This is a genomic window from Lichenifustis flavocetrariae (genome assembly GCF_026130545.1).
In the GTDB taxonomy this organism is placed as follows: Bacteria; Pseudomonadota; Alphaproteobacteria; order Rhizobiales; family Beijerinckiaceae; genus Lichenihabitans; species Lichenihabitans flavocetrariae.
Map to the genome: position 1 here is coordinate 1 of NZ_JAMOIM010000171.1, position 608 is coordinate 608.

2 protein-coding genes are annotated in these 608 nt (G+C 63.3%); one reads left to right on the top strand and one right to left on the bottom strand.

The window, feature by feature from the left end; all coding sequences use genetic code 11:
* Positions 1-402, bottom strand: a 402-nt coding sequence (locus M8523_RS36485) for a PcfJ domain-containing protein (protein ID WP_282589675.1), incomplete at its 3' end; no start/stop codon positions are given.
* Here M8523_RS36485 and M8523_RS36490 point away from each other — a divergent pair.
* Positions 391-608: hypothetical protein (locus M8523_RS36490; protein ID WP_282589676.1), on the top strand; the 218-nt coding region annotated here is incomplete at its 3' end. The two genes, M8523_RS36485 and M8523_RS36490, sit on opposite strands and share 12 nt — an antisense overlap.

Genomic DNA, 608 nt, shown 5'->3' on the forward strand with positions numbered 1-608 from the left:
AAGCACGGAAAAAAGCCGGGATGTCTTGAAGGTCGCCCGGTTCCCATAGCTGCCGACACAATGGTGCATGGACCGTCCTTCCGATTCGAGCGAGCCAAGCGTTTCCAGGGCCAGAAACGCGTAGGGGCCGATCGTGGCGATGGTCGGAAAGGGCGACACGTCGAGCGACTTGGCCCAAATGGGAGACCCCGTGTCGCTGCTCAAGGTTCGCTGATGGCGCTCCAGAGCCTCGCGCCGGGCGGTCTCGCAAGCCCGTCGGGCCGCCTTCTCGGACCAATCCGTGTTGAAAGAGTCGCCAAGCTCCTCGGCGAGCCGGGCAATTTCGGGGACGTAGGTCGGCGTTCTGAGCTTCTCGATCGCCCAGCCAAGCAGAAACCCTGGATTGTCGACATGACGGCGCATGTGGGTCGTCTAGGCCATGGCGGCGGCGAGCCAAGCGGATTGTTGCGCAGGCTCTTGAGCCATGAGCGGCGCCAAGCGAGTGCCGGGGAAGCGACCGAGCATTCTCAGCAGACCCAGATGCTGCCGCTTAAGAACGTGACCATTCAAGGCCCGAAGCTCTGGGGCGAGGCCATAGAGCCGCATCAATTTGCCCAGGCGCGGACCCG